Origin of the sequence: Paenibacillus litoralis, from assembly GCF_046244365.1 — a bacterium.
Lineage (GTDB): Bacteria > Bacillota > Bacilli > Paenibacillales > NBRC-103111 > Paenibacillus_V.
The window spans coordinates 6,723,709-6,747,857 of record NZ_CP176395.1 but is presented as its reverse complement, the minus strand read 5'-3'; the positions used below and the strand labels follow the sequence as shown (position 1 = coordinate 6,747,857).

Annotated in this window: 20 protein-coding genes; 13 read left to right on the top strand and 7 right to left on the bottom strand. The window is 55.2% G+C overall.

The window, feature by feature from the left end; genetic code table 11:
* Positions 1–8 precede the first annotated feature (8 nt).
* The 3 genes from ACKGJP_RS28400 to ACKGJP_RS28390 all read left to right on the top strand — a co-directional run bounded on the left by ACKGJP_RS28400 (position 9) and on the right by ACKGJP_RS28390 (position 2,775).
* On the top strand, positions 9–1,730 hold the full coding sequence (locus ACKGJP_RS28400; protein ID WP_409342140.1) for a GMC family oxidoreductase: 1,722 nt from the start codon (positions 9–11) through the stop codon (positions 1,728–1,730).
* A 90-nt stretch (positions 1,731–1,820) separates the two neighbouring features.
* Complete coding sequence (tatC, locus tag ACKGJP_RS28395; protein ID WP_409342139.1) at positions 1,821–2,552, top strand: twin-arginine translocase subunit TatC; 732 nt, start codon at positions 1,821–1,823, stop codon at positions 2,550–2,552.
* A gap of 34 nt (positions 2,553–2,586) precedes the next feature.
* Entirely contained in the window at positions 2,587–2,775 is a 189-nt protein-coding gene (locus ACKGJP_RS28390; RefSeq protein ID WP_409342138.1) for a twin-arginine translocase TatA/TatE family subunit, read from the top strand.
* A gap of 137 nt (positions 2,776–2,912) precedes the next feature.
* On the opposite strand, the gene ACKGJP_RS28385 is transcribed toward ACKGJP_RS28390, so the two are convergent.
* Together ACKGJP_RS28385 and ACKGJP_RS28380 are read right to left on the bottom strand one after the other, a co-directional pair.
* Positions 2,913–3,728: a hypothetical protein gene (locus ACKGJP_RS28385; protein ID WP_409342137.1), complete on the bottom strand. Its 816-nt coding sequence runs from the start codon at positions 3,726–3,728 to the stop codon at positions 2,913–2,915.
* 133 nt (positions 3,729–3,861) lie between these two features.
* Complete coding sequence (locus ACKGJP_RS28380) at positions 3,862–4,755, bottom strand: helix-turn-helix domain-containing protein (protein ID WP_409342136.1); 894 nt, start codon at positions 4,753–4,755, stop codon at positions 3,862–3,864.
* A gap of 230 nt (positions 4,756–4,985) precedes the next feature.
* Here ACKGJP_RS28380 and ACKGJP_RS28375 point away from each other — a divergent pair, with 230 nt between their 5' ends.
* The 9 genes from ACKGJP_RS28375 to ACKGJP_RS28335 all read left to right on the top strand — a co-directional run bounded on the left by ACKGJP_RS28375 (position 4,986) and on the right by ACKGJP_RS28335 (position 15,898).
* A complete protein-coding gene (locus tag ACKGJP_RS28375) occupies positions 4,986–6,200 on the top strand; it encodes a DegT/DnrJ/EryC1/StrS family aminotransferase (protein ID WP_409342135.1) in 1,215 nt (404 codons plus the stop codon).
* A 579-nt stretch (positions 6,201–6,779) separates the two neighbouring features.
* A complete protein-coding gene (locus ACKGJP_RS28370) occupies positions 6,780–8,321 on the top strand; it encodes a helicase DnaB (RefSeq protein ID WP_409347275.1) in 1,542 nt (513 codons plus the stop codon).
* A gap of 36 nt (positions 8,322–8,357) precedes the next feature.
* The gene (dnaI, locus tag ACKGJP_RS28365; RefSeq protein WP_409342134.1) at positions 8,358–9,308 is read left to right on the top strand and encodes a primosomal protein DnaI; all 951 of its coding nucleotides are present in this window, start codon (positions 8,358–8,360) and stop codon (positions 9,306–9,308) included.
* A 227-nt stretch (positions 9,309–9,535) separates the two neighbouring features.
* Positions 9,536–10,228 carry a response regulator transcription factor gene (locus tag ACKGJP_RS28360; protein ID WP_409342133.1) on the top strand — a complete coding sequence of 231 codons (693 nt, stop codon included), beginning with the start codon at positions 9,536–9,538 and terminating at the stop codon, positions 10,226–10,228.
* Between the two features lie 72 nt (positions 10,229–10,300).
* The gene (locus tag ACKGJP_RS28355) at positions 10,301–11,401 is read left to right on the top strand and encodes an ATP-binding protein (protein WP_409347274.1); all 1,101 of its coding nucleotides are present in this window, start codon (positions 10,301–10,303) and stop codon (positions 11,399–11,401) included.
* A gap of 174 nt (positions 11,402–11,575) precedes the next feature.
* A complete protein-coding gene (locus ACKGJP_RS28350; protein WP_409342132.1) occupies positions 11,576–12,805 on the top strand; it encodes a glycosyltransferase family 39 protein in 1,230 nt (409 codons plus the stop codon).
* Positions 12,786–13,517, top strand: a complete 732-nt coding sequence (locus tag ACKGJP_RS28345) for a glycosyltransferase family 2 protein (RefSeq protein ID WP_409342131.1) — start codon at positions 12,786–12,788, stop codon at positions 13,515–13,517. The genes ACKGJP_RS28350 and ACKGJP_RS28345 overlap by 20 nt, the downstream gene beginning before the upstream one ends.
* Positions 13,514–13,909 (top strand): DUF2304 domain-containing protein, encoded by a 396-nt coding sequence (locus tag ACKGJP_RS28340; protein WP_409342130.1) that lies wholly within the window; start codon positions 13,514–13,516, stop codon positions 13,907–13,909. The genes ACKGJP_RS28345 and ACKGJP_RS28340 overlap by 4 nt, the downstream gene beginning before the upstream one ends.
* Positions 13,910–13,936: 27 nt before the next feature.
* Complete coding sequence (locus ACKGJP_RS28335; protein ID WP_409342129.1) at positions 13,937–15,898, top strand: FAD-dependent oxidoreductase; 1,962 nt, start codon at positions 13,937–13,939, stop codon at positions 15,896–15,898.
* Between the two features lie 161 nt (positions 15,899–16,059).
* Here ACKGJP_RS28335 and ACKGJP_RS28330 read toward each other — a convergent pair whose 3' ends face one another.
* From ACKGJP_RS28330 to ACKGJP_RS28310, 5 genes are all read right to left on the bottom strand, one after another.
* Positions 16,060–17,871, bottom strand: a complete 1,812-nt coding sequence (locus ACKGJP_RS28330; protein ID WP_409347273.1) for an ABC transporter ATP-binding protein — start codon at positions 17,869–17,871, stop codon at positions 16,060–16,062.
* A 46-nt stretch (positions 17,872–17,917) separates the two neighbouring features.
* Positions 17,918–19,651 (bottom strand): ABC transporter ATP-binding protein, encoded by a 1,734-nt coding sequence (locus ACKGJP_RS28325; protein WP_409342128.1) that lies wholly within the window; start codon positions 19,649–19,651, stop codon positions 17,918–17,920.
* Positions 19,648–20,121 carry a MarR family winged helix-turn-helix transcriptional regulator gene (locus ACKGJP_RS28320; protein ID WP_409342127.1) on the bottom strand — a complete coding sequence of 158 codons (474 nt, stop codon included), beginning with the start codon at positions 20,119–20,121 and terminating at the stop codon, positions 19,648–19,650. Before ACKGJP_RS28320 ends, ACKGJP_RS28325 begins: the two co-directional genes overlap by 4 nt.
* Before the next feature lie 151 nt (positions 20,122–20,272).
* Positions 20,273–20,956 (bottom strand): response regulator, encoded by a 684-nt coding sequence (locus ACKGJP_RS28315; RefSeq protein ID WP_409342126.1) that lies wholly within the window; start codon positions 20,954–20,956, stop codon positions 20,273–20,275.
* Positions 20,957–21,042: 86 nt separating this feature from the next.
* A complete protein-coding gene (locus tag ACKGJP_RS28310) occupies positions 21,043–22,548 on the bottom strand; it encodes a sensor histidine kinase (protein ID WP_409342125.1) in 1,506 nt (501 codons plus the stop codon).
* Positions 22,549–22,674: 126 nt separating this feature from the next.
* On the opposite strand from ACKGJP_RS28310, the gene ACKGJP_RS28305 reads away from it, so the two are divergent.
* Positions 22,675–23,988: an ABC transporter substrate-binding protein gene (locus ACKGJP_RS28305; RefSeq protein WP_409342124.1), complete on the top strand. Its 1,314-nt coding sequence runs from the start codon at positions 22,675–22,677 to the stop codon at positions 23,986–23,988.
* The last annotated feature ends 161 nt before the right edge of the window (positions 23,989–24,149 follow it).

Sequence of the window (24,149 nt, the reverse complement as noted above, 5' to 3'; positions counted from 1 at the left end):
ACATGAGCGTGGCTACGAAATTACCGAAAGTGCCGGTTGTCATAGTCGGCATGGGATGGGCGGGCGGCATCATGGCCGCCGAGCTCACGAAAGCGGGCGTCAAGGTAGTCGGACTGGAGCGCGGGAAAGGCCGGAAGACGGAAGACTATTTTATGGTCCATGATGAGCTGAGGTACGCGCAGCGTTACGATCTGATGCAGGATCTTTCCCGCGAGACGATCACTTTTCGCAATAGCGAAAAATTCCGGGCGTTACCCATGCGTACGTACGGCTCCTTCTTGCTGGGCGACGGTCTCGGCGGAGCGGGCATTCATTGGAACGGACAACTGTTCCGGTTTCAGCCCTATGACTTCGAAATCTATTCGAAGACGGTAGAGCGCTACGGGAAGAACAAAATACCCGATGGCATGATCATTCAAGACTGGGGCATCACCTATGACGAGCTTGAGCCCTACTTCGACAAATTCGAGAAAATGGCGGGCATCTCCGGGGAGCCGGAGCAAAATCCGATGGTCGGCAAACGGTCGAGCCCTTTCCCTACTCCACCTATGAAGAAGACGCCGGGCATAAAGATGTTCGAAGAGGCAGCCAAGAAGCTCGGCTATCACCCTTACATGATGCCGTCTGCGAATCTGTCGGATAACTATACGAATCCGGACGGCATTTCCCGCGCAGCTTGCCAATATTGCTCGTTCTGCGAGCGATTCGGCTGCGAATACGGGGCGAAGGCGGATCCCGTCGTCACCGTGCTGCCGGTTGCCGAGAAAACGGGCAATTTGGAGCTGCGGACGTTCTCGAACGTAACGAAGGTGCTGCATGACGGCAAGAAAGCAAGCGGTGTCGTTTATATCAATACGATGACCGGGGAAGAATTCGAACAGCCTGCCGACGTGGTGGTGCTCGCTTCTTACGTGTTCAATAACGTACGGCTGCTGCTGACTTCCAAGCTAGGCAAGCCGTATAACCCTACCGACGGCACCGGCGTCATCGGCCGCAACTACGCTTATCAGATTCTCGGGGGGAGCACCGTCGGTTATTTTGACGACAAAGAGTTCAATACGTTCATGGGGGCCGGCGCGCTGGGCATTTGTCTCGACGATTTCAACGCGGACAATTTCGACCATAAGGATCTGAATTTCATTCACGGTGCCAACATCAGCTTCACGCAAACCGGCACGCGGCCGATCGCGGTCAATCCGACTCCTCAAGGAACGCCCAGCTGGGGAAAAGATTTTAAGCAAGCCTCGGTCAAGTATTGGAACCGCGTACTCTCCGTAGGGGCGCAAGGCAGCAACATGCCGTGGCGGCATCACTATATGGATCTCGATCCGGAATATAAGGATGTGTACGGGACCCCGCTTATCCGGATAACGTACGATTTCGAGGATCAGGACAAGGAAATGGTCAAATTCCTCGCTACGAAAACAGCGGCGATCATGAAGGAAATGAATCCGGCGAAGCTGGAATCGAACGCTTCGATGACCAACTACAACATCGTGCCGTATCAATCGACTCACAATACCGGAGGCGTCGTGATGGGAGCGGATCCGAAGACATCCGCAATCAATAACTACCTTCAGATGTGGGACGCCGAGAACGTATTCGTCGTCGGCGCTTCGGCTTTCGCGCATAACAGCGGCTACAATCCGACCGGCACGATGACGGCATTCTCGTACCGGGCGGCGGAAGGCATAGCGAAATATTTGAAGCAGCCGGGCGCTCTGGTTTAGCGAGATTTGCAACAACATGTTTCAGATGAAACGGGTTCCCCGCCGCACCATTTAGCTTCGCTGGCGGGGAATCGGTTGCGGGGGTACCTTATGAACATCCAGGACGATGTGATCGTCCATTTGACCGAGCTGCGCAAAAGGCTGATGATCGCCGGCGGCGCGTTTCTATTGGCGCTGATTCTCGGGTTTTATGCGGCGCCCGATATTTTGCGCTATTTGAAATCCCGTCCGCTGGCTGCTCCGGTCGAATGGAATGTGTTTGCGTTTACGGACGGCTTGTTCGTCTACATGCGCTGCGCCTTTTTGTTCGCGCTGCTGTTCACGCTGCCGGTCATTTTGTATCAAATATGGGCGTTCGTGAGACCCGGCTTGACCGAGAGCGAATCAAAAGGCGCGCTCATTTACGTGCCGGTCTCGTTCCTGTTGTTCGTGGCCGGCGTATCGTTCAGTTATTACGTCGTGTTTCCGATGATGATCCGGTTCATGACGACGATGAATCAGAGCATCGGTGCCGTGGAAACGTATGGGATCGACCGCTATTTCTCGTTTCTGTTCAATCTGATGCTGCCGCTCGGATTGGCGTTCGAGATGCCGGTCGTCGCTATGTTTCTGACGAGGCTAGGTCTCCTGACGCCTAGCAGGCTGCGCCAGACGCGCAAGTACGCTTATCTGGCGCTGGCGATCATCGGCTCCTGCATTTCGCCGCCGGACTTCGTTTCGCATTTGTCGGTGACGATTCCGCTCATCGTGTTATTCGAGTTTAGCGTTCTGGTCTCCGGATGGTATGCCCGTAAAATCGCTTACCGGCAAGCAATCACATAGCTGAGGCCAAGGCTTAAGAAGGGAGGAACCGATTATGTTTAATAATATCGGCGTATCGGGACTTGTTATCATTTTGCTGATTGCGCTCGTCGTGTTCGGGCCGGCTAAGCTGCCGCAGCTCGGCAGGGCGTTCGGCGACACGCTCCGCGAATTCCGCAATTCGACCAAAGGCATCGTCGACGTAGAGGAAGACGAGAAGGAAGAACCGAAGAGGCTTCAATAGTATTTTCTTATAAAGCCGTCAGGGCGCAAGCGCTGACGGCTTTTGCGCGCAGCGGAGCTATTATGTGCGCTCTGCTTGCGTTTCTGCAGATGACGAAGCGGGTTTATCGCTTTCGTATTGCCGCATGCGGTAGACGTTTAGCTAGCCGGAAGCTGCGCTTTCGCATTCGATAGGATGTCGCCGATTTTTCTCTCCAGGCTGACGATCGTTTGCTTATGGTTAACGATCTGCCGGAACTGCGAGCCCAAGGCGGAGAGAGAATCTGACGAAGGCTTGGCTGAGCCGGCTTTAACGAGCGGGGTGAATGCTTTCCATGTGGCGTCCGCCTGCTTCTTGACGCTGCTCGCAGCTGCACGCTCGGCTTTGATTTTGTCCTCCAGCGGATCGATGCCCTTGAGGGAATCGGTAATTTTCTTCTGGGCGGAGGCAGCCGAATCCTTCGCTTTCTTGAGCGAGGCTTCCTTTAGCTTGATATCTTGCCTGGCCAGCTGCACCGCAACTTTCAGACTATCCGCTTGCATGCGAAGCATGGCGTTCAAGTCTTTGTTCTTTAACGGCCGGGCGGCGGCGATTTGCTTGTTCATGGCCGTGTACGTGTCCATCGCCGGCTTGTAGCGCGCCTTCGTTTGCTCGACGTCCTTCTTCAATTTGTCCAGCTTATCGGCATCGATGAGCTTCAGCTGCTTGCGGACGGCCGCTGCGGCTTCTTCATTGCCGTCATGCAGAGACTTGATGGACGCATCCAAGTCGAGAGCCTGCTTCTGCAGCTCTACCATTTCGGCATATTGATTCGGCAATTTATCGCTAAGTTTGCCGTCGGCAGCCGCCATTTTGTCAAAGGCGGTCTTCATCGTTGGCGACAGCTCATACGAGGCTGCGAAAGCCGTGAGTGGGGTAAGAGCGACGGACGAGAGCAGGGCGATACCGATTAGCGTTTGAGCGATTTTCTTCATGAACGATTCCTCCTTGCAGTTGCGGACATAGCAAAAAGCACCGGTAAGCAAGGCGAATATGCCTTGACTTACGGTGCTTCCGTAGGCCGCAACTGTTTATTTGTTCCCAATATACCGTACGTTTGTTCGGGTGTCAAGCTTTCGCGGACTGGAGTTTGGGCAATTCGCGATATTCGCTCGGAGTCATGCCCTTGAATTCGCGAAACACGCGGGAGAACGTCCGAAACGACTCGAAGCCGGCTTCGACGGCAATGTCCGTAATGCTCATATCGGTGGAGATGAGAAGAGTGGCGGCGCTTTCGACACGCAGCTCGTGCACGTAGTCGAGATAGCTTTTGCCCACTTTCTCTTTGAAGGCACGGCTTATGTGCGGCACGCTCAGATGAAACCGTTTGGACAGATCTTCAAGCGTCAGCTTCTCGGCATAGTGGGTGTGCACGTGCTGAAGGATCGGCCATATGCCTCCTTCCCCCTCTATGCTGCGGCTAACGCCGGCATGCTTCGCTTCGGCAGCGCTTCCGCTCCGAACATACAGGAGCAGCGCTTCGACAAGCTTGGTGCACAGGAAGCTGTTCCGCCCCATTTTCGCCTCGCTCCCGTACTCCGCCAGCAAAGCTTCGCAAATGCCGTTCATCCGTTCGGCGTCGGCTGCAGACAGCTTGAAAATCGGCTGCACTGCGCCGCCTGGCCGGAATAAAGGACGGTACCATTCATGGTCGAACGGCGAGCCTATCAGCATATTGATATCGAACATGCAGCAGTACTTCCGGATCGGCTTTCCCGGGTCGCTGTCGATCCGGTGCATATGATGCGTCTGGAGAAACGAGACGCAGCCGGGTTTAAGGGCGTACGGCCGCCCGTTGATCGTTTCCGTCCCGGAGCCTTCAAATACGTAGGACAGCTCCACAAAGTCGTGATGATGCAGCGGGGACGACTCGACCGTATGAATGCCGATGTAGAACGGCAGCTGATCCTTTTTAATATCGAGCGCTTCCAGCAAGTCCTGATATTCCGGATAAATGGTCACGTCCCGTCCTCCCGGCCCGTCTCGAGTGCGAATCTATGTTTAGTGCTATTATACAGCCGGGCTCCGTCGTTCGGGAGTATCTTTTGTCTTGCAGGCTAAAAAATGGCTGACATCGTTTCGGTTTTGGCCTATCGTTCACCTTCATTCCGATTAGGATAGTGGCTAAGAAGCAATAACGACCGGTCTCGTCCAAAGAAGGACGGAGATCGAAGCGAATGGGGGAGCTCGGGATGGAGAAACTGGCGGTTTACGGAGGAACTCCGGTACGTCAACAACCGTTTCCGGCATGGCCGGTTTACGGAGAGCTGGAGGAAAAGCTGCTGATCGAAGCGCTGCGGTCAGGCAAATGGGGCGGTTCGGGAGCCGTTCAAACGGAAGGGTACCAAGCAAAGCTGCCGTTATTCGAAACAGCGTTCCGCCAGCTGCACGATGCGTCGTATGCGGTGCCGGTGGTCAACGGGACGATCGCCATTACCGCGGCGCTTCATGCGGCGGGCGTAGGGCCGGGCGACGAGGTTATCATGCCCCCGTACACGTTTATTGCGACGGCGACGTCCGCCCTGCTATACGGCGTCATTCCGGTATTCGCCGATGTCGAGGAGGATACGCTGCTGCTGGACCCCGTCAAAGCCGAGCAAGCCATCACGCCGAGGACGAAAGCGATCGTTGCGGTCCATATCGGCGGAGCGCCGGCGGATCTGACGAGGCTGAAGGCGATAGCCGACAAGCACGGACTAAGGCTGATCGAGGATTCCGCACAAGCGGTCGGCGCTCAATGGGAAGGCCGCGGCGTCGGGGCAATCGGCGATTTCGGCACCTTCAGTTTTCAGTCGAGCAAAAATGTGAATGCCGGAGAAGGCGGCGTCATTTTGACTAATGATAGAGAGCTGTGGGAGCAAGCTTGGTCCTTCTGCAACGTCGGCCGCATACCGGAAGGAGGCTGGTACCAGCACGAACGCTTCGGCTTGAACCTGCGGATGACGGAGTTTCAGGCGGCCGTTCTGCTGGCTCAGATGTCCAGGCTGGAGGAGCAGATGGCGCTTAGGGAACGCAACGCGGAGATGTTGAACGGCTTGCTCGGCGAAATCGGCGGTATACGGCTGCTGAAGCGGGATCCGCGCGTAACGCGGCATGCTTGGCATCTCTATATGTTCAAGCTGGATGAAGCGCTCACCGCTAAGACCGGCAAGGAGGAGATTCTCGGCAGGCTGCAGGCGGAGGGCATTCCGGCTACCTCGGGCTACATTCCGCTGAACCGCAACAAAGCGGTCTTGGAGAAGGTGCGGCAGTGGACCGGCGAAGAACGGATCGACGATTGTCCGGTTTGCGAGCGGCTCTGCGAGAAGGAAGTGGTCTGGCTGCATCAGAACGTGCTGCTGGCCGACGAGCAGGCGATGCATGACATTGCGCGTGCGTTGAAGAAGGTTACGGCTTCGCTGGTCTAACGGAATGTAAGGCAGTAAGGCGCTTCCTGCGGGAGGCGCTTTTTTGCTGGAAAGACGGGAGCAGCCGGCAAGAGCTGTTTCACAAGGCAAGAAGGGGCGGTAATCAATGACTTCGCGGTAGGTTGGGGGTTGGAAGTTGGAAGTTGGAGGTTGGAGGTTGGAGGTTGGAAGTTGGCGATTTGGAGGGCTAAAAGGAGTGCGGATGTTCGGAAGTTTCGAAGCTTCAATTGTGGAATTTTTACAGTAGTGTAAGGCAAGATGTCTGAGCCGCCGGAAAAGCAAATGTAAAACCTACAGTTGTTTTTTGCATTTTATGGAGGAATGAATGAACTAACTGGAAAACATGCATGTAATCAATGCGATGGAAAGGAAAATGGCTGGTTTTTGGGAAAATAAATGTAGGGAATACAGTTAGTCCTCCTAAAAAGCAGCGTGGAGTAAAATAACGTGAGGAATTACAGTTAGTGCGGCGGAGAAGTCGTCGGATGTACGTGACTTGAAGAAGTTTCATTGCCCCGGGCGGCCGATTCTATGTTAAAATGGAGGGACAAACTATGGAGCGGATGGAGCCTGTGCATTATGCGAATGACGAATATGCATCACTTTACCGAGCACCACAGGTTTTGCGTCTATCGCGATTTTGCGCTTAGCGGGATGGATTACCGGATGCTCACGAATATATATCAGCCGATGATCGGCGCTTTTGCCGTAGGCGTTTACACCACGCTCTATCAGCAGCTTGCCGGGGAGAAGGCGGGATTTTCGGAGCTGGAGCAGCAGCGTAGGCTGTTTTTATCGCTTGAGCTTGAACCGGGCGAACGGGGCAGGAAGTTTTTCGTCGAACAGACTTCGAAGCTCGAAGCGGTAGGCCTCCTTCAAACGTCGCGGCGGTTTATGCAGGAAAGCGAAGATTACATTTACGAGTACCAGTTGGCCCAGCCGCTATCGCCGAACGAGTTTTTCAAAAACCAGCATCTGACGCTCCTGCTTCGCGACAAGGTGGGCAAATATATGGTGCTTTCGCTGCGCGACCACCTGATCGCCGAAGAGCCGGAGGAGCTGGCCGCGTCGCAGGCGGAGCAGCTGTCGGTGCCGTTCTACGATTTATTCCGTTTGAACACGCAGGTGATCGATTACGAGCTGGAGCAGGCGCTTTATCAGACGGCTCCCGCAAGACAAACGAAGGCGGCACTGGACGTAACGAGCAAAGGCTTCGATTATAGCGAGATCATCATGCGCTTTCCGCGCGGCTCCCGTAACCGGGTATGCGTCGAAGCGCTCAAATTCCGGACCGACCAGCTTGCGGCGGTCAATATCGTAGCGAAGAAATATCATTTGTCGCTGCAGGAAACTTGCCGATTGCTTGACGAGGACGGCGTGTTCGATGAAGAAGGCGAGCTCCAGATCGATTTGATGCAGTATAAGGCGAACTTGTTTTTTCGGCAGGACAAGCGGCGGGACGAGCAGGCGGAGCGGTATGTGCGCAAGATGGAAGCGATCGACGGCGGCCGTTCTTCCGCAATGGCTTCGTCGACGGAAGGCGAGCCGTCTTCCGAAACGAATCCGGATGAAGCGGAAAGAACCGTCGAAATGGCCTTCTACCTCGAAGTCCCGACCATTTTTCAAGGCCAGTGCAACGTTCATCAGTATAATATGCTGCTCCGCAACGAGCCTTATACGCTGGTTCTGAAGCGCTATTTCGCCCAAGGCTCCGTGCCTGACGGCGTGCTCGACATTTTCGAGAAAATAGATTTAAACTATAAGCTTCACGAAGAAGTCATCAACGTCCTCATTCATTTCATTCATGCGGACCGCCGTTCTTGGGCCAAATCCTCGATCGAGGCGGTTGCGTCGGACATGCTGGGCAAGCAAATCGTCAGCTATGAGCAGGCGGTCGACTATATCCGCGAGAAAATGCGCTTCCGCGAGCAGGCGGCGGCGCGCGCCGCGCAAGAGAAGGACCGCAGGCCCGGCTATTCCCAGCGCGGAACGCGGGGAGGCGGCAAGCAAAAGCCGCAAATCCCGATGGTCGCAAACGAGCCGAACGACACGCCCGTTACGCAGGAGGAGCTGGAAGAAATCAGGCGCAAGGCGCAGCGGCTGGAACGAAATAGATCCTGACGGGAAACTATTTTTACGGTAAGGGAGGGGTAGTGCATGGAATCGCTGGGCGATTTGCTCAAATCGATACCGAGCCGCGCATACTTGGAGAGGGCGGAGCAAAGACGGCTGGAGCTGCTGGCCGACCCCCTCGTCGTCAAATGGCGGCAAAAATATACGAATGTAACCGACCACGACATCCGTCTCAATTTAAATAAAATTCATCAATACGTGCTCGAAATGAATCATTGCGCCAATTGCCCGGGGCTTGAGAAGTGTCCGAACGATCTGGAGGGGCACTACACGATGCTCTCGATCGACGAGAACGCCGGGACTTCGCAAATCTATGATCATAAAGTCGCTTGCCGGAAGTTTACGGCTCGTCAGTCGCAGGAAGCGCTGAAGAGCCGCATCCACAGCTTCAATGTCGATGACCGGCTGCTGCAGCAGGGATATTCGTTGGACGAGATCGTCAACAACGATATGGAACGCGTCAAAGCGGTCGATCAAATCATCGACTACATTTTTCTTACGCAAGAAAAAGGGCTGCAGCCGCGCGGCCTGTACATGGTCGGAAAGTTCGGCACCGGCAAAACGTTCTTGATGTGCTACATGCTGCATGAGCTGGCCAAAGTCGGCATGACCGGCGCCATCGTATACATGCCGGAATTCGTCGAGGACTTGAAGAGCATGTTCGGGGAGCCGCAGAAGCTGAAGGAAACGATCGATCTCCTGAAGGAGACGGATCTGCTCGTGCTCGACGATATCGGGGCCGAAAACATGAACCCTTGGCTGCGGGACCATGTTTTGGGGGCGATCCTCAACTACCGGATGAACCGGAAGCCGACCTTCTTTACGTCGAACTACGAGCTGGACGCGCTGGAGAAGCACTTCAGCTTTACGAGCAAGGACGGCGAAGAGGAATTGAAGGGCCAGCGCATCATGGACCGGATTCGGCCTTTTGTCGATACGGTGTACGTGAAGGGCCGGAACAAGCGGGGGTCGTAGCGGCAGGCTGTAAGGGATGGAAGTAGAGAACCGGACACGATGTGCGGGCGCCGGACGCCTTTCTGTCGTGGAAGGTTCTTTTTCTATGCGAGGATAGGAAGGGGAATACGCTCTTCTCTTCGGCTTATTCTCTGCTGAAGGAATGCGGCTCCTTAATTTTTTTTAAGAGTTGCCTTATCACCCCATGCTGTATAATAGGGACAATCTACTGGAACGGAGGGCTCGGCATGTTTGGAGGAACGATTCTCCTCGTTGACGATGAGAAGGAAATTATCGACCTCTTGGAAATTTATTTGAAAAACGAGGGGTATACGCTTCTAAAAGCGAGCAACGGTGCCGAGGCGCTTGAGCTCTTAACGAAGCACGACGTCGATCTGATCATCCTGGACGTCATGATGCCGCAGATGGACGGCATACAAGCCTGCATGAAAATTCGGGAAGAGAAGCAGATGCCGATCATCATGCTGTCGGCCAAAACGCAGGAGATCGATAAAATAACGGGACTCAGCATCGGCGCCGACGATTATGTCACGAAGCCGTTCAGCCCGCTCGAAATGATCGCCCGCGTGAAATCGCAGCTCAGAAGGTACAGGCAGCTGAACGTTTCCCGCACGAAGAACGATAACGAAATCGTCATCGACGAGCTCGTGATCAACGTGGCGACCCATAAAGTAAGCGTGGATCAGAACGAAGTCAGGCTGACGCCGCGGGAATTCGCGATTCTGGAGGTGTTGGCCAGAAACCGGGGAATCGTGCTCAGCATGGAGCAAATTTATGAAGAGGTGTGGAACGACCCTTTTCTGGAGTCCAACAATACCCTGATGGTTCATATCCGCAAGATCCGCGAAAAAATCGAGAAGGACCCGAGCAGCCCGCAAATCATCAAGACCGTATGGGGGATCGGGTATGTGATCGAGTGACCGGGTGATTGCATGATCGAGCAGAGCCCAATAACGGTATCGAACGAATTTATCGAATCCGAGGAGATCCGAATGAAAAACAGCTTCATCCGCACCATACGCTGGAAATTTATCTTTGTGTTCGTGCTCAGCGCGGGCTTATCCGTGGCGATCGTGTTGCTCTTCTATCAACTGTGTACGTGGCTGGCGAAAATGGACGTGTACAGGCCTCCGATCAATTGGTTGATAGGGAAAACCGGTTCGCTTCCGGTCATGGTGGTCGGCGGCGCCTTCCTGTTCCTTGCGCTTTTCTTTATGTTGAGCAGCAAAATGATCCGTTATCTGGGCGAAATCATGCACGGCCTGCAGGAGATTGCGAAAGGAAATCTTACTTACGAAATCGCCGCCAAATCGTCCGACGAGCTCGGCATGCTGGCCGAAACGATCAACGGCATGACGAAGCAGCTGAAAAAGTCGATCGAAGAGGAACGAAACGCCGAGCGGTCCAAAAACGAGCTGATCACCGGGGTATCCCACGATCTTCGCACCCCGCTTACTTCGATTCTAGGCTATCTCGAGCTGATCGAAAACGACCGTTATCAGGACGAGGTCGAATTCCGCTACTACACCAACGTCGCCTACGAGAAAGCCAAACGGCTCAAAAAGCTGATCGACGATCTGTTCGAATACACGTCGATTCACGACAAAGGCCCGATGCTCGAAATGAAAAAAATAAACATCAACGGCCTGCTGAAGCAGCTTGCTGAAGAATTTATGCCGATTTTGACGAAGGCGGGCATGGCGTATCGGATGAATGCCGATGACGAGACGCTGTACATTCACGCGGACGGCAATCAGCTGATGCGCGCGTACGAGAATATCATTTCGAATGCCGTGCGTTACGGAAAGGAAGGCAAATTCGTCGACATCCGGATCGGGCGAAACGGCGGCGAGGCGGTCATCCAGATCGTCAACTATGGCGAACCGATACCGGCGCGGGATTTGCCTCATATTTTCGACCGCTTTTACCGGGCGGAAAAATCGCGTTCGTCGGAATCCGGCGGATCCGGGCTCGGCCTTGCGATTACGAAAAGCATTATGGAGCTGAACGGGGGGCGCATTACGGTTCGGAGCAGCCGGGAGCAAACCGTGTTCGAAACGAGATTTCCGCTGATGACGAACGCCGCCGAATAGAAAAGCTTTTAAGTTGAGGGCCGTTTCCAAAACGGGCCTCTTTTTTATGGGATTTTTTAGAGGGAAGTTCTTAATTTTTATTAAGAAACGCTTAAGCGGTTCGCAAGCCGCTCCTCACAGGTCCTTAATGCCGCCCTTGTATACTGCAGGAGTGAAGCGGAGGGAGATGGAGAGATGAGGCGAAAAATTGCGGCCACAGTTGCGCTGCTTGTCATTTTACTTGCGGGAGGCTGGCTGCGAGTCGACTTCTTAAGGTCGGTCGAGCATGAAATGTCCCCCGATTCGATCAATTATGACGCCATGACGAGACAGCTTCTGGAGGATGGGGTTTACGCGTATGCCGATACGGAGCCGAATGCGAAAATAACGCCGGGTTATCCGCTTTTTATGGCCGCCGTGTACAAGCTGGCCGATTATCGGCTGCATGATCCGCTGCCTTGGATTCGGTACATCCAAGTGCTGCTAAGCGTGGCTTCCCTCTGGCTCATATACCGGATCGGCAAAGAGCTATCGAATGACGCCGCCGGTCTGGCAGCCGCATTCGCCGCGGCGGTATATCCGCCATTCGTATGGGCGAATGGTGCAGTGTTGACGGAGGTGCTCGGCATCTTCCTGATGCTTGGCCATGTGTTCGCGCAAATCCGGACGTTTCGCTCGCCGGGCGGGCCGCTTGCTTTCGTTTCGGGGCTGCTGTTAGGGCTGACCGTTCTCGTCCGTCCGGAATTTTTGCCGCTGCTCCTGGTGAACTATGGCTTCTATTGGTTATGGAAGCGGGATATGAAAAGAACGCTCAAACTTTTCGCCTGCTCGGCCGCGGGCCTTGCGCTCGTACTAATGCCGTGGTGGGTCCGCAATGTCGTCACGTTGAACGAATGGGTCGTAACCGCAACGCAAGCCAATCCGTTCAAAGCCGGTACGTACCCGTACAAAAATTACGATGACGGCTTGGTCGATCCGGAGGGAAAGACGGAGATGGAGGTAGCGGTGGAACGGCTGAAGAAAGGCTTTTCGACACAGCCCTGGCTATATATCGAATGGTATACGATCGGCAAGCTCGATTACATTTACTCCAGCGCCTATTTCGGGGGCGGTCACCAGCCTTATGACAACATCCTTCCGCCCGCGATCAAGCCGAATGTCTTTCACCGCTGGCTCGTCTATCTCGGTCTGGCAGCCGCACTGGCGCTTCTCTGGCGCTGGAAGCAAGCGGCGACCTTGCTCATTGCCGTCGTCGCAGCCATGACGATGATCCGGCTCGCGTTCGTGCCGGAATACCGATACAACGTCATGTCCATGCCGCTCATTATCATCGTGGTCGGCGTTGCCGCGATCGGACTGGCGAAGTGGGCATACGGACTTTTACGCAAAACGAAGGGGGATAACGATGCCGCTTTCCCAGTCTGACGCCAGTACGCTTATAATCGTGCCGGCCTATAACGAATCGGGCCAAATAGCGCAAGTCATTCAAAATATAAAGCTTCACGTCCCTCATGCGGACATCGTCGTCGTCAATGACGGCTCGAAGGACGATACGCTGGAGCGGGCGCGGCAAACCGGCGTCGCGGTGCTCGATTTGCCGTATAACCTCGGCATCGGGGGAGCCGTTCAGACGGGATACCGCTATGCGCGCAAAGGCGGCTACGCGTTCGCGGTGCAAATCGACGGGGACGGCCAGCACGATCCGGCCGAGCTGGATAAGCTCATGCAGGCATTACAAGATAGCGGAGCGGATATGGCCGTCGGGTCCCGCTTTCTGCATAAGACGGGCTACCAGTCCACGCGGATGAGACAGGTCGGCATCCGCTTCCTGTCGGGGCTCGTGACGCGCTTGACCGGCCGCAAGGCGACCGATACGACATCGGGCTTCCGCGTATGCGGCCGTAAGGCCATTGCGCTGTTCGCGGACCGGTATCCGACCGACTACCCTGAGGTGGAGGCGCTCGTTTTGCTGCATAAGCACGGACTGCGCTTCGTCGAATGCCCGGTCAGCATGCGTCCCCGGCTGTACGGACAGTCGAGCATAACAGCGCTGAAATCGGCGTACTACATGATCAAGGTAACGCTGGCCGTGCTTCTCCTGCAATCCCGGCGGCTGAAAGCGGAGGAAACGGTATGAGCGCTTCGGTTTTTTATATGTGCTTTGCGCTGAGCCTGGTCTTCTTCCTCGTTACGCTCGGCTTGATCCGCAAGAAGAAGCTGAGGGAGCAGTATTCGCTTTTGTGGCTCGCCCTAAGCGGACTGATGATGCTCGCCTCCTTATTCCCTAGCGGGCTGGACCGGGTAGCCGGCTGGCTGCAGGTCTCGTATGCGCCTTCGCTTCTGTACGTGCTGGCGATCGTGGCCATCATGTCGATTTTGCTGCATGTGACGCTGGTCGTTTCCGCCCTGACGGAGCGGACGATTACGCTGGCGCAAGCCTTATCCCTCTGCGAGGAGCAGCTTCACCAAATGAAAGAGCGGAACGATCGGCTAAGGGATGCCGAGCGGCCGCCGGAAATCGATCATTAAATCAAATACATTAATTCGAGGTGCATCATGTCGCGTAAATGGATTTTGCTCGTTATATCGATTTGTATATTGTTTGCTGCCGGAGGAGCCATGCTCTATTACGGAGGTCAAAAGGACGGGGCGGACGGCGTTCCGGGCGCAGGCTACTCGGGCTCCGCAAAGCCGGAGAAGCGGGAACTGAAGAAGGTCGATTCCGTTAACGAGCTGAAAAGCGGCTATGACGTCGTCGTCGTCGGTACGGACCCGGAAGGAATCAGCGCCGCCGTTTCGGCAGCGCGCAACGGACTTAAGACGCTGCTGGTCGACAGCAGGGGCCGGGAGGTGCTTGGCGGACTGATGACGGCAGGCTGGCTGAACAGCATCGACATGAACTGGGATCGGACGTCGGCTCCGCTGCCGGGCCGGGAGCAGGATCATTTGAACAAGGGGATTTTTACGGAATGGTACAAAAAGACGGAAGGCCACTCGTTCGATGTTACGACTGCGGCGAACGCCTTCTACGATATCGTTCGGGCGGAGGCGAACATCGATCTCTATATGACGGCGAAGGCGGTCGAGCCGATCGTTGCCAAGCAAGGAGCGTCGTCGCAGCTCGAAGGGGTTGCCGTCACCAAGGCGGACGGAACCAAAAGCCAAGTAACGGCGAAAGCGGTCATCGACGCGACCCAGGATGCGGACGTCGCCGCAGCGGCGGGGGTTCCGTTCACGCTAGGACGCGAGGATATCGGGGACAAAAATGCGCGAATGGCGGTCACGGCCATTTTTCGTTTGCGCAATGTCGGCGATCAGGAATGGGAGCTTATCGCCAAACGCCTAAACGGGGACGGAGACAGCAACACCGGCGTCAGCAAAATGTCCGCTTGGGGATACGGCGAAGAAATGAAAGGCTACAAACCGGTTAACGAGCAACGCGCGAAAATGCGCGGGCTGAACATCGGCAGGCAGCTTGACGGCACTATTTTAATCAATGCGCTGCAAATATTCGAGATCGACGGACTGAAGGAGGAGTCGCGCAAAGAGGCGTTCGAAATCGCCAACAAGGAAATTCCTAACGTCGTCGCCTATTTGAAGCAGTATAAAGAGTTCAAGAACGTGGAGCTGGATGCCGTAGCGCCGGAGCTGTACGTTCGCGAAACGCGGCATATGGAGGGACTTTACCGGCTTTCGATCGTCGATCTGCTGGAAAACCGCGATCAGTGGGACCGCATTGCCTTCGGCTCTTACCCGGCGGATATTCAGCGTCTATCGCCGAACGACAACGGCGCCGTCGTCGTTCATCCGCTCCGGTATACGGTGCCGTTCCGCAGCATCGTGCCGCCGAATGTGGACGGCCTGCTGGTCGTCGGACGATCCGCCAGCTACGATACGCTTGCGCACGGCAGCTCCCGGGTCATCCCGGTCGGCATGGCGGAAGGGCAAGCGGCGGGAGCGGCAGCCAAGCTGGCCGTGGAGCAGGGGGTTTCGTTCCGGAAGCTATCCGAATCGAAGCCGCTCGTCGCGGAGCTGCAGAAGCGGCTGAACGAGCAAGGCATGGAGCTGAAGCCTTATGAGCTGGAGAAGCAGCCGTTCATGAAGCATAAAGCGTATTCCGGACTCAAAGCGGCCGTTTATATGGGAATTGCTTATGGCTCCTACAACAACGAGGCGTTTCAATTGGACAACGTATCCAATCCGCAGCGAGCAGTCAATCAAATGAACAGCGTGCGGAGGATGTATAAGGACCATTTCAAGGGCGATCCGTCCGCTGCTTTGAAAGGGCTGGAGGAGCCTGCCAAAAAGTCGCTTAGCTTGCAGCAGGCAAGCTTGACGATCGCGCTGGCTGCGGGCTTGCAAGCCGGGAAGGACGACGCTCAGGCCGAACTGGAGAGCAAGGGCATGCTCAGTAAAGCGACGGTGGATGGGATCGGCAATAAAGAGAAGCTGACCGACGGGGACGTGTTCATGATGTTGAAGGACGCCGTCGAGAAGAAGACGGGGAATACGTTTTGACGTTTGGGATCGTCCATCCGCTTTAGTCCAGGGGGATGTTGACGACGAAGAACCGAAGAAGGAGCTGCCGATTAGGGCAGCTCCTTCTTCGTGATTATAGGCTTCGTAACGTGAAGTCGCGCGAGTTCGCAGCGTATCGTAATTTATCGTACTTATCGTGCTTATACCACGCGCTTGAACTGGCTCGTATACAGCTCGTAATAGAAGCCCTGCCGCTCCAAAAGCTGTTCGTGCGTGCCGCGTTCGATAATTTCGCCGCCGCTTATGACGAGAATCGCGTCGGCATCGCGGATCGTGCTGAGCCTGTGCGCGATGACAAAGCTGGTACGTCCGCGCATCAGCGTTTTCATCGCTTCCTGAATATGCATTTCGGTCCGCGTATCGATGCTGCTTGTCGCCTCGTCTAGGATGAGGATGGCGGGATCCGCCAATATTGCCCGGGCAATCGTGACGAGCTGCCGCTGGCCTTGGCTCAGGTTGCCGCCTTCCGCCGTCAGCATCGTATCGTAGCCGTAAGGAAGCTTACGGATAAAGCCGTCCGCATTCGCCAGCCCTGCGGCGGCTTCGACTTCCGCGTCGGTAGCGGTCAGCTTCCCGTAGCGAATGTTTTCGCGAATGGTATCCGAAAACAGATAGGCGTCCTGGAGGACGATTCCAAGCTGCTGCCGCAGGCTGTTTTTGTCGTAGGCGTTTAAGCTTTCGCCGTCGATCGTCACCGTGCCGCTCTCAATGTCGTAGAAGCGGGTGAGCAGATTGACGACCGTCGTTTTCCCGGCGCCGGTCGGCCCGACGAGGGCGATGGTATCGCCGGGCTTCGCCTTGAGCGAAACGTTCTTCAGGACGGGCGAGCCTTCCTTGTATCCGAAGGAGACGTTCTCGAACGCGACCTCGCCGCTAACCCTCTCCAGCTTGCGTGCCGAGGCGTCCGCCTGATATTCGGTCTCGGTATCGAGGATTTCGAATACCCGCTCGGCGCCGGCAACGGCCGATTGGATCATGTTGAACTGGTTGGCCAGCTCGTTGATCGGCCTGCCGAACTGCTTCGAGTAGTTAAGAAAGCTGACGACGACGCCGATCGTCGTCCAATCCCGGAGCACCATCCAGCCGCCGACGGCCGCAATCAGCGCAAAGCTCACGTTGTTGAACACGTTCATGACCGGCCCCATCAGGCCGGATACGATCTGGGCTTTCGTTCCGGAATCGCGCAGCTTGCCGTTGATCGACTGGAACGCTTCCGTCGAAATGCGCTCGCGGCGGAACGCCTTCACGACCTTCTGCCCCGAAATCGTTTCTTCGATAAATCCGTTCAATTCGCCCAGGTGCTTCTGCTGCCCGGTAAAATGTTTGCGGGTGTACTTGGCGATACGCCCGGTCACGAGCGTGACGAGCGGAATCGTCGCGAGACAGAGCAGGGTAAGCCGGATGTCGAGGCCAAGCATGACGACTAGGGAGCCGGCAAGCGTCAGGATACTGGTCAGCAGCTGCGTCACGCTCTGGTTGAGCACGTTCGTGACGTTCTCGATGTCGTTCGTCGTCCGGCTCATCAGTTCGCCGTGCGTCTTGCCGTCAAAGAAGCGAAGCGGCAGCTTCTGAAGCCGTTCGAACAGATCGCGGCGCATTTCCCATACGGTTCTTTGCGAGATGCCGGCCATGACATACGCCTGTACCCAGGCCATAACCGAGCTGAATGCATAAACGCCGAGCAGCAGCATGCATAGCCAGAGCAGGCCTTGCTCGTCGCGCGACACGATGTAGCGGTCGACGGAAATCCCGATCAAGTAAGGCCCGAGAAATGCCGTCGCGGAGCTCAGCACGGTTAGAACCGACACCCCGACCAACCCGGCCCGCTGTCTGCCCAAATAGCGCCAAATTCTCAGCAGCGTAGCGGACGTATTCTTCGCGCGCACCTTCGGTATCATGCCGCGACCGCCGCCCGGTCCCGGACCGCCCGGCATGCCCGGGGGATGTCCCATTCCGGGTCCCTGCTGCTTGAAGGCTCCTTCTTCGCGTTTAGGAGAATCAGACATAAACGACATCCTCCTTCCCCAGCTGCGAGCGGTAAATATCCCGGTACATCGGGCTTACGGCCATAAGCTCGCGATGCGTGCCTTGCGCGGCAATGCGTCCTTCCTCGAGCAAAATGATCGTATCGGCATCCAGAACCGAGGAGATGCGCTGTGCGATCAGAAAGCAGGTGCTGTCGCGGATCAATTCCTTGAGCGCCTTCTGTATGCGGGATTCCGTACCGAGATCGACGGCGCTCGTGCTGTCGTCCAGAATCAGAATGCCGGGCTTGACGAGCAGCGCCCGCGCGATGCAAACCCGCTGCTTTTGTCCGCCGGACAAATTGACGCCCCGCTGCCCGAGAACCGTATCGTAGCCATCCGGCATGAGGGAGATGAAGTTGTGCGCTTGAGCGGCTTGTGCCGCGGCTTCGACTTCTTCCTGCGATGCGTCCGTTCTGCCGAAGCGGATGTTGTCGCGAATCGTGCCGGTGAACAGCATGGATTCCTGAAATACCATGCCGATCCGGCTTCTCAGGTGATCGAGCGCGATATGGCGGACATCGGTGCCGTCGATCGTCACGCTGCCTGACGAAGCTTCATAAAGGCGAGGGATTAGACCGACGAGGCTCGATTTGCCCGAGCCGGTGGCGCCGAGTATGGCAACCGTTTGACCGGGCTGGGCCGTAAAGGAAATATTGCGCAGCACCGGCTCCCGCCCGGTATCGTAGCCGAACGAAACATCGTTGAACGCGACTTTGCCGGCGCGCACCGAATTTCCTTCGGCGTCAGCCGTATCGGTAATTTCCGGCCGCGTCTCCAGCACCTCGTTGATGCGTGCCGCCGAAACCTTGGCGCGAGAAACGGACATGATCATCATGCCCACCATCAGCAGAGAGAACAGCACCTGCGTCACATAATTGAGGAAGGCGATCAAGTCGCCGATCGGCATGTCTCCCGTCCAATAGCGCTGGCCCCCGTACCAAAGCACAGCGACGACGCTTGCATTCATGATCAGCTGCATGATCGGCATGTTGAGCGCAATCGCTCGGGTCGCCTTCATGGCCATATCCATATAATCCCGATTGGCGCGGCCGAACCGCTCGCCTTCGAACTCCGAACGGACGAACGCTTTAACGACGCGGATGCCCGTCAGATTCTCCTGCAGGACGGTATTGACGCCGTCGAGCTTGCTCTGCACTTTGGAGAAAAGAGGAAAGGCATAGCGGATGACCAGAAACAAGACGACGAACAGGATAGGAATCGATACGGCCATAATAAGGGCGAGCCGTGGACTGATCGTGATCGCCATGATCACGCTGCCAAGCGACAGAAACGGCGCACGGACGAAAATGCGCAGCGTCATTTGCACGAATGTTTGCAATTGAACGACGTCGTTGGTCAAGCGGGTGACAAGCGAGCCCGTTTGGAATGTATCCAGATTGCGAAACGAGAACGTTTGCACCGTTTGAAACAAATCTTTGCGGACGTCGGCGCCGAAGTGCTGGGATGCGATGCTGGAAAATATCGTGCAGCCTACGCCCCCGATCAGCCCGATAACCGCAATGCCGAGCATCATGCCGCCGGATTGCCAGATATTGGCCAGGTCGCGTTCCGCAACGCCGACGTTGACGATTTGGGCCATGAGCTTCGGCTGCAGCAAATCCATGTATACCTCAAGCAGCATAAATAAAGGCGCTAAGACAGCCGCCTTCCAGTAAGGCTTTACATAAACGATCAGGTTTCTCATGCATCGGCACCTCGTTTGCGAATAGGCTGCATGGTGCCGGGGACGGCCGTCAAGTTTTCATGCGCACGGAGCATCATGTGACGGAGCGAGCTTTTTTCCTCTTCCGTAAAATGCTCGAAGCATTTCGCCTCCAGTTCACGCAGCGCTTCCCTTACGGCTTCGTGCGCTTCGCAGCCCTGCTTCGTCAAGTAGACCCGGATAACCCGCTGATCGCGTTCGTCCGGCCGCCGGTAGACGAGTCCCGCTTTCTCCATGCGCTTCAGCATGACCGTCATCGTCGCAGGGGCTATCTGCATGCTGCCGGCCAGCTCCTTCTGGCTCTGTCCGTCTCGCTCCGATAAATGGCGGAGCAGCGGCGGCTGACCGGGATGCACGTCGAAGTCGCGGATAAGCAGATGAATGCTATGGCGGTGCAGCTTCATCACTTGCACGAGCAGGTGAGTGAGCGAATTGGTTTGGTGAAGATTCATCGTTTCCTCCGGTTTCGGCTATTAGTTAGCCGACTAAACGTTAGTCGGCTAAACAATAGTGTAAGCCGGCTTCCATTAGACCGTCAAGAAGGAAACTATCGAATGACGGAAGGGAGAAACGTAGAAAACGAAGGCGGTTCGCCTTCGTTTTCTACAGTTTTTTCAATATTTCAAAAATGTTCAGTTCATTGACGCTTGCGATAACGGAGGCGATATTGTCCATTTGGAACTTTTTGAGAATGCTGCCGATCTGTTTCTTGATGGTTTCGGCCTCGACGCTGCGTTCTTCAGCGATCTTTTTGCGCGGCTTGTTCTCGCACAGCAGCTTCAGCACATGCAGCTCGCTTGGCGTCAGCTCGGATATGATTTGAATGACGTACAGCAGACTTTGCTCCGTCTTCTTGACGCGCTGGAATTCGCTTCTTATTTTCTGGGCGATCATCGGCCGGATGGGCGAACGGTCCTGATAGGCGGAGCGGATAGCTTCGACGATTTCCTCCTTGGGCGCGGTCTTGAGGACGTAATCCATAATGCCCGACTGAAAAGCGGCAAAAATAAAATTGTCGTCCTTATGCACCGTCAATACGATGATTTTGATGTGCGGCAGTTTTTCGTGGATTTGCTTCGCCGCCTTGATGCCCGCCATGGCGTCTTCCATTTCGATATCCATCAGCACGATATCGGGTTGATGCATGGCCGCGTCGAGCACGGCTTCGTAGCCCGACTTCGCCGATGCGAGGACCTCCATGTCGGGACATTCCGCGACAATTCTTTCGAGCCGTCTGCGGTGCGCTTCCATGTCGTCGACCACGAGCAGTTTGATTTTAGGCTCCATGACGCGTTCGCCTCCCTCTGAACTATCTATAGTTAGCTTTGGAACGGTTGGCAAGGGGAATGTTTTATTCCCCCTATGCCTGCGGATCAGATCGTTGGCAAGACGATTTTGAACAACGTGCCCGCCTGCGGCCCGCTTTCGACTGTAATGTCGCCATCGTGCGCGGCTACGATTTTGTGGCAGTACGACAAGCCGATCCCCCAGTTGGTTACGGACGACTTGGTCGTAAAGAAGGGAGAGAAAATGCTGTCCAGATGCTCGGACGGTACGCCCTGACCGTTGTCGCGGATCGAGATGACCCCCCAGCCGTTCTGCTGGCCGATCTCGATTTCGATGACGCCGTCCTGCCTGTCCCCGAACGATTCGAGCGCGTTTTCGACGATATTGAACACCGCTTCGCTCATATGGAACTCGTCCATGTACACAGCCGGGATGTCGCCGGACAGACGGAAATGGATCTGCGCATGCTGGCGCTTCGACGCTTGAAATCGTGCCAGCGCCGTTCGGACGGGGGCATCGAGCACCGTATGCTGGAGATTAAGCTCGATCGTTTTGAGCTTATCGGCAGCATAATCGATGCTTTCAAACGATTTGGCGCAGGAATCGAGCATCAGCTCCAGGCTGTATGCGGTTTCATTGTCGTTTGCATGCTTTTCCTTCAAAAACTCCGCTTCCGAACGAATGGCAAGAAGATGGTTTTTGAGCGCGTGGGTGAACGCCCTGACGCCAAGGGATGCGGTGTCGATGCTTTTGCTTATCTGCACGTCGCGGTTGCGGTGATACGTTTCGATCGAGCTGTATTTGACGATAACTGCAATCATGAAGGCGAGCGCGGCGAACGCCACATACGGAAAGACGTTGAATACCGCCGTATACGTGCCGATCTGTGGCTGCAAATAATTGTGATAGCCCGGCATGACCGTCGCTTTGACCAGCACCTTCGGCGCCCAGTTGAACGTAAGCGCGTGAATGGCCGCGACCGGGACGAGGGTGAGAATATTGAACAGGGCGTAGTTTTTCAAAAATTTGATTTTGGGCGTATTGAAATAATCGTTCAGCAGCAGTCCGAAAGCGAGCAGCAAATAGCCGTAATTGGCCAGCTGAAAGCCGGTGTTGAGCGTTTGGGTCACCGCGGCGAACAGGGCGCGGCCTTCCGCGGAGGTACCGCCGAACCGGTCCTGCAGAAGCAGGTTGATGCTTGGATCGTAGTATGCCAGCTGAATGGCGGAGACGAGTCCGATGAGCGCGTACACGTACAGGGACTTCCCTTTTTTGGACCGTTTGACGAACGAGACCGCGTAACAGAGGAAAGAGAATTGAAACAAAATAACGCCGCCGTTCAGCATCCGGATCAGTACGTCGGGATTGAAATTGACGAGAACGAGATGGTTCCACGTTCCGGGGCTGAAGTCAAAAAAACGGCTGATCACGTTGTAATAATAGTTGAATTTGCTTAGGTACAAAATAAACGAAACGAACGAAAGCACCCAGCCCAGCATAATGCCGTACAGGAACCGGGTTGACACGCTTGTCAAATGTTTGTACGTAAACAACACCGAAAAGATGAGAAACAGTACCGTCAAAAAAATCATCGATACACCCCCTTGAGGCCTGTAGGAGGGAAAGGGGCATAAAACTTTCACCTTATGTCCTATCATGCTGCTCTATATAATTGCCTTGTACACAAAATCTTATCATAGAGTAAGGGGGAAATGGCAATGAAAAAAACGTTGTCCCTTGCATTATCCGTCGTGCTGACGGGCGGGATTCTAGCAGGCTGCGGCGAAAAGAAAGCGGAACCAACGCCGGCCGCAGGCGCGGAGGGCGAGCAAAAGCCGGTCACGCTCCGCATGTCGGTGCTGCCGGACGATCTCGAAACGATGAAAGCGGCGTATGAGGAGTTCAAAAAAGAGAATCCGAATATTACGGTCAATTTTGAAACCGTTCCGGTCAAGCAATATTACGAGAAGGTGAGAATGCAGCTTTCCTCGGGCGAAGATATCGATTTGATCGGCGGGACGATGGACGTGTTTCTCGATACGAACATTCTTGAAGAGCTCGACGGCTACATCAAGAAAAACAATACTGACGTTTCCGGCTACGGACCGCTCTACGACGGTTCGAAGGTAAACGGCAAGACGTACGGCCTGCCTTACCGCAAATCGAATTACATGCTGTATTACAACAAAACGCTGTTCGATCAAGCCGGCATTCCTTATCCGAAAGCCGATATGACGTGGAACGAATTCCGCGAGCTTTCGAAGAAGATGACCAAGGGCGAAGGCGCGAATAAAGTTTACGGCGCTTATGTGCAGCAGTGGCCGCAAACGTGGTACATGCAGTCGGTCCAGGCCGGAGCTTCGATTATCGACAAGGATTTGACCCCGTTCAAAAAAGGGCTGCAGCTCCGCCTCGATATGGAGAAGGACGGCTCGATCATGCCATGGGCGGAGCAAATTACGACTTCGGCGCATTACAACGCCGCTTTCCAGAAGGGCAACGTCGCCATGAATTTGATCGGCGATTGGCATGTCGCGCAGCTGCGCCAAGCTGAGGACGAGAAGAAAATAAGCTTCGACTGGGACGTCGTTCCGGTTCCGCATCCGGAAGGCTCGCCGGCCAATACGAGTCTCGCGAATCCCGTATCGATCATGATCAACAAAAAGTCGAAGCATAAGGACGAAGCCTATAAAGTGCTGCAGTACCTGGCAGGTCCGAAAGGCGCCAAGCAGTTCGTCTCCAAAGGATTCCTGACCGGCTACACGAACGACGATATCAAGAAAGCGTACATCGGCGATGGCAGCCGCAAACCGAAAAACCTGCACTATTTCCTTGAACAAAAAGAATATCCGGAGTATCCTTTCCTGCCTGGCGTGAAAAACATCATCGTCAACACGGTGTTTACGCAGGAGACGCAGCTTGCGCTGACCGGAGAGCAATCCGTCGACAAGGCGATTGAGAAAATCGCCGAGCGCGTTCAGAAGGAATGGGCCGATAAGTACGGCAAAGATTTTACGGCAGGTAAAAAGTAACTATCCGGCTAATGGTCGTTGCCAATCGGGGCATGCGCCGAACCGTTTTGTGAGGTCCGAAAACGGAAGCGCATGCCCTTTAACACAGAATGTTTTCGGGGGCTCCCCGCAATGGAATAAGAATTCGCTACGAAGGCTCCACTCGCTTTGTGGGGTTATCT

Bases quoted from the DNA above. Each gene is read 5' to 3' on its own strand.
- ACKGJP_RS28370 (WP_409347275.1), top strand. From the start codon at position 6,780: ATGCGAATGACGAATATGCATCACTTTACCGAGCACCACAGGTTTTGC.
- ACKGJP_RS28345 (WP_409342131.1), top strand. From the start codon at position 12,786: ATGCCGCTTTCCCAGTCTGACGCCAGTACGCTTATAATCGTGCCGGCC.
- tatC (WP_409342139.1), top strand. From the start codon at position 1,821: ATGAACATCCAGGACGATGTGATCGTCCATTTGACCGAGCTGCGCAAA.
- ACKGJP_RS28385 (WP_409342137.1), bottom strand. From the start codon at position 3,728: ATGAAGAAAATCGCTCAAACGCTAATCGGTATCGCCCTGCTCTCGTCC.
- ACKGJP_RS28330 (WP_409347273.1), bottom strand. From the start codon at position 17,871: ATGGGACATCCCCCGGGCATGCCGGGCGGTCCGGGACCGGGCGGCGGT.
- ACKGJP_RS28355 (WP_409347274.1), top strand. From the start codon at position 10,301: ATGAAAAACAGCTTCATCCGCACCATACGCTGGAAATTTATCTTTGTG.
- ACKGJP_RS28315 (WP_409342126.1), bottom strand. From the start codon at position 20,956: ATGGAGCCTAAAATCAAACTGCTCGTGGTCGACGACATGGAAGCGCAC.
- ACKGJP_RS28310 (WP_409342125.1), bottom strand. From the start codon at position 22,548: ATGATTTTTTTGACGGTACTGTTTCTCATCTTTTCGGTGTTGTTTACG.
- ACKGJP_RS28320 (WP_409342127.1), bottom strand. From the start codon at position 20,121: ATGAATCTTCACCAAACCAATTCGCTCACTCACCTGCTCGTGCAAGTG.
- dnaI (WP_409342134.1), top strand. From the start codon at position 8,358: ATGGAATCGCTGGGCGATTTGCTCAAATCGATACCGAGCCGCGCATAC.
- ACKGJP_RS28340 (WP_409342130.1), top strand. From the start codon at position 13,514: ATGAGCGCTTCGGTTTTTTATATGTGCTTTGCGCTGAGCCTGGTCTTC.
- ACKGJP_RS28360 (WP_409342133.1), top strand. From the start codon at position 9,536: ATGTTTGGAGGAACGATTCTCCTCGTTGACGATGAGAAGGAAATTATC.
- ACKGJP_RS28335 (WP_409342129.1), top strand. From the start codon at position 13,937: ATGTCGCGTAAATGGATTTTGCTCGTTATATCGATTTGTATATTGTTT.
- ACKGJP_RS28350 (WP_409342132.1), top strand. From the start codon at position 11,576: ATGAGGCGAAAAATTGCGGCCACAGTTGCGCTGCTTGTCATTTTACTT.
- ACKGJP_RS28390 (WP_409342138.1), top strand. From the start codon at position 2,587: ATGTTTAATAATATCGGCGTATCGGGACTTGTTATCATTTTGCTGATT.
- ACKGJP_RS28305 (WP_409342124.1), top strand. From the start codon at position 22,675: ATGAAAAAAACGTTGTCCCTTGCATTATCCGTCGTGCTGACGGGCGGG.
- ACKGJP_RS28325 (WP_409342128.1), bottom strand. From the start codon at position 19,651: ATGAGAAACCTGATCGTTTATGTAAAGCCTTACTGGAAGGCGGCTGTC.
- ACKGJP_RS28375 (WP_409342135.1), top strand. From the start codon at position 4,986: ATGGAGAAACTGGCGGTTTACGGAGGAACTCCGGTACGTCAACAACCG.